The following is a 3,187-nucleotide window of genomic DNA, read 5'->3' on the forward strand; positions in this document are numbered from 1 at the left end:
AGGACGAGGTCAACGTGGTCCAGTCCGGTGTGCAGTTGATGAACTACCAGTCCACCTGGTACTCGGCGTTGAACGTCCTGGAGTACTTCTTCTGGTTCAAGAGCCGTCTGCATTATCACGCCCTTGAGGGGTCCATCCCGCTCGGCGGTAACACGGTGTTCTTCCAGCGGGGTCTGCTGGTGCGTCTCGGTGGCTGGGACGAGCACAACCTCACCGAGGACGCGGACCTGGGGCTGAGGGTGTCGGCGGCGGGGGAGCGGGTGCGGGTGGTGTACGACGACCGGTACGTCACCAAGGAGGAGACGCCGCCGACGCTCGGGCAGTTCATCCGGCAGCGCACCCGCTGGAGTCAGGGTTTCATGCAGACCCTGAGCAAGGGCACCTGGAAGCAGATGCCCACCCGCAAGCAGCGGTGGCTGGCCTTCTACGTGCTGGCCTTTCCGCACGGGCAGGCGTTTCTGGGCGTGTATCTGCTGGTCTCCCTCGGCATGATGCTCCTGCTGAAGGTGCCGGTGCTGGTCGCGCTCGTCTCCTGGCTGCCCGTGCTGATGCTTCTGGCGCACTTCGTGACGCAGGCTGTGGGCCTGTACGAGTTCACCGACGCCCACGGCCTGCAGGCCACCCCGACGGCCGTGCTGCGCATGGCCGTCGCCTGGTACCCGTACCAGCTGATCCTGGCCTACGCGGCGCTGCGTGCCATGCGACGCCAGATGACCGGCCAGAGCAACTGGGAGAAGACTCAGCACGTCGGTGCCCACCGGAGCGAGGAGCCGGGGGCGAAGTCCGATGTCGCGTGAGACGAGGCCGAAACTGTTCGTGGTCCACGAGGGCGAGCGGGCGCCGGCCCGTCAGGCCCCGGCGCCCACCGGGCCGAAGGCGCAACCGCCCATTACGCTGGGTGAGTTCCCTCAGCTGGGGCAGCGCGGGCGGATCGCGGTGGTCGTGGCCGTGCTGACCGGGCTGGTCACGCATGGCTGGCACCTGTTCCAGTACCCGCTGTACCTCACCGACGAGGGCATCTACATGCAGCGGGCATGGTCGCTGGTGCGGCAGAACCGCCTGTCGCCGTACACCTACGACTACGACCACGCACCCGGCGGCTGGATCCAGCTCGCCGGCTTCGCCTTCCCGTTGCCGAACCAGTTCGAGACGTTCGGCAACGCGGTCAACACCGGCCGGTTGCTGATGCTGATCGTGCATCTCCTCAGCGTCGTGCTGCTCTTCGAGATCGTCCGGCGGCTGTCCGGCAGCGTCCTGGCGGCGTCCGTGGCCGCGTTCTTCTACAACGTCTCGCCGCTTGCCGTCTACTTCCAGCGGCAGGTCCTGCTGGACAACCTCATGACGTTCTGGGTGCTGCTGAGCCTGTACCTACTACTTGGCCGCGAGATGAGAATCCGGCAGGCGCTGGGCGCCGGGGCCGCGCTGGGGATCGCGCTGATCACCAAGGAGAACGCGCTCTTCTTCGTGCCTGCGCTGGTGTATCTGCTGCACCGCAGGGTGAGGGGCTCCACTCAGCGCCGGTTCGCCACGTCGCTGTGGCCGTTCGCGGTGGCGATCCCGGTCGGTGCTTACCTCTTGTACGCGGTGTTGAAGAACGAGCTTTTGCCCAGTGGCCTGGACTTCGACCTGAACAACCCGCCGGCCGACCACGTCTCACTGCTCTACACCCTGTGGTGGCAGGTCAACCGCAGTCAGGGGTCCCTGCTCGGCGAGGGCAGCTTCCTGTACACCAGCTGGATCGAGAAGGACGGGCTGTTCCTGCTGCTTGGCCTGCTCGCCATGTCGGCCTGTCTGTACTGGGGCTTCAGGGACCGGCAGCGCAACCTCGCCCTCCTCGTCGTCGGCACGCTGTCCGTCGCCTACACCTTCTATCTCATGCGTGGCAGCGTGCTGCTGGACTTCTACGTCGCGCCGGTGATCCCGCTGTTCGCGATGAGTATCGGCATGGTGACCGACCGGCTCCTCAGGCGGCTTGGCCCCCTGCTGCGGATCGCACTGCCCGCCGCGGTCGGCGCCGTGGTGCTGCTCGCGCCGGCCACCGACTACCTCCTGACGGTCAACACCGAGGGACGCGTGGCCCTCGCGGACCAGTACCACCCGAAGCTGAACCTGACCCGCCTGCAGGAGCAACAGGTCGACTGGATACGGGAGAACGTCCCGTCGGACGCGCGGATCATCATGGACGACGACCTGTGGAGCGAGCTTCACGACGTCCCTCCCTTCTACCCGTTCGCGCATTCCCACTGGAACGCCGCTGCGGACCCCGACGTGCGCGACAAGCTCTTCGGTAAGAACTGGAAGAACGTCGACTACATCGTCGTGTCCAACCAGATGCGACGGGCCATGGAGCTGAACAACGGTGACGGCCGCGAGGACTGGATCATGACGGCGCTGAAGAACGCGAAGAAGGTGTGGGAGACCAAACAAGGCGACATCAACCTGCAGGTCTACCGGGTCGGTTAGCCCCGGGCCGAGGAGGTGAACGTCATGCCCGAGAACCCCGAGGACAGGGAAAAGGACATACCCGAGAACTCCGAGAAAGCTGAGCAGTCACCTCCCGGAGAGATCGGAGAGATCGGAGAGATCGCGGGAGCCGCAGAAACCGGGGAAAAGAAGAGGCGGCTCACCTGGAAGAAGTTCCTGATGGTCGCCATAGCGCTCGTGGTCGTCGGCTCCCTCGTCCAGGTGGTCGCGAAGAGCGGCGGATTCGGTGGCGCGCTCAACACCACCGGCGACAATGCCAAGCGCGAGAACAAGAAGAGCGCGCCCGCGCCCAAGGAGACCAAGGCGCCCGCCAAGAAGCCGAAGACGGTCGATCTGGGGGACCAGGGGATTCCCCGGGCAGCGGGCCCCATCATCGTGCTCAACCCCGGCCTGGTCACGCCCGGCGGCAAGGCCACAGTCGAGGGCGCCGGATTCGACGCCAGGTCCACCGTGGACCTGCTGCTGAAGACCTCGGCGAAGCAGAGCGAGGGAAAGGGCATCGGCACGGCGAAGACCGACAAGACCGGGTCGATCAACGCGCAGATCAGCGTGCCCGAGAACGTCAGCAAGGGCGCCGTCGTGGTCGCACAGCAGCGTGGCGGCGACAACGTGGCCGAGGCCCAGCTCGTCGCGGGCGGTGCGGTCGGCTCCGTGAAGGTCAGCAAGACGGTGGGCAAGCCCGGAGCCTCGGTGTCGCTGAGCA

The 3,187-nt window shown here is 66.1% G+C and carries 2 protein-coding genes and 1 pseudogene; all 3 read left to right on the forward strand.

The genetic code is table 11. The features are described from left to right. On the forward strand, positions 1 to 797 hold a 797-nt coding region (locus tag AQJ91_RS48095), incomplete at its 5' end, for a glycosyltransferase family 2 protein (RefSeq protein ID WP_159054845.1). Then, positions 787 to 2,463, forward strand: coding sequence for an ArnT family glycosyltransferase (locus AQJ91_RS48100; protein WP_234383481.1), 1,677 nt, complete (start codon positions 787 to 789; stop codon positions 2,461 to 2,463). The genes AQJ91_RS48095 and AQJ91_RS48100, both read left to right, overlap by 11 nt. 24 nt (positions 2,464 to 2,487) lie before the next feature. Further along, positions 2,488 to 3,187: pseudogene (locus AQJ91_RS48105) on the forward strand (hypothetical protein); the annotation flags it as partial.

The sequence above is a fragment of the Streptomyces dysideae genome (assembly GCF_001514305.1).
In the GTDB taxonomy this organism is placed as follows: domain Bacteria; phylum Actinomycetota; class Actinomycetes; order Streptomycetales; family Streptomycetaceae; genus Streptomyces; species Streptomyces dysideae.

Bases quoted from the DNA above. Each gene is read 5' to 3' on its own strand.
- AQJ91_RS48100 (WP_234383481.1), top strand. From the start codon at position 787: ATGTCGCGTGAGACGAGGCCGAAACTGTTCGTGGTCCACGAGGGCGAG.